The sequence below is a fragment of the Rhizobium sp. 18055 genome (assembly GCF_902706285.1).
In the GTDB taxonomy this organism is placed as follows: Bacteria; Pseudomonadota; Alphaproteobacteria; order Rhizobiales; family Rhizobiaceae; genus Rhizobium.
The window spans coordinates 1-498 of sequence record NZ_CACSKD010000173.1 but is presented as its reverse complement, the minus strand read 5'-3'; the positions used below and the strand labels follow the sequence as shown (position 1 = coordinate 498).

Sequence of the window (498 nt, the reverse complement as noted above, 5' to 3'; positions counted from 1 at the left end):
TGTGATGGGAGGGGAAGGGGAAAGGCCCTGACGGGCCACCCTCCGGGCTTTGAGCATGGTTACGAGGTCCACCATCACCCTGCGGAACCGGTCAACAACCACACCACGGGCCTGCATGGCGAACGCCTTCGGCCCTTGATGTTGGGTCGGTTCGCGGTCGATGCCTTGGGCCTTCAACGAGCGGTGGTCAATGCGTGCTGGTGAGTTGGCCAAGGTCAACGCATGGTTGGCATAGCGTGCCCATTCGGCCCGCCAATGGTCTAGGTATTGCTTGTCATTCCAGTCACGGTTTTTATTTTTGAACCCGTTCTGGTCAATGTCTCGCATGGTGGTCATCAAGTGGAAATGGGGGTTGTCTCCACCGATGTGATGGAAAGCAATCGTTGCGCACATGCCCCGGTCAACGAACTCTTTTTGGACGAACGCACGGGCCAGCGTGGCACACTGCTGGGGGGTCAGTTCGCGGGGTAGAGCAATGTCGAACTCACGGCAAAGTTG

1 protein-coding gene is annotated in these 498 nt (G+C 58.0%); it reads right to left on the bottom strand.

Annotation, left to right across the window (positions count from 1 at the left end; genetic code table 11):
• On the bottom strand, positions 1–498 hold a 498-nt coding region (locus GVL52_RS28570; RefSeq protein ID WP_160012705.1), incomplete at both ends, for a MobA/MobL family protein.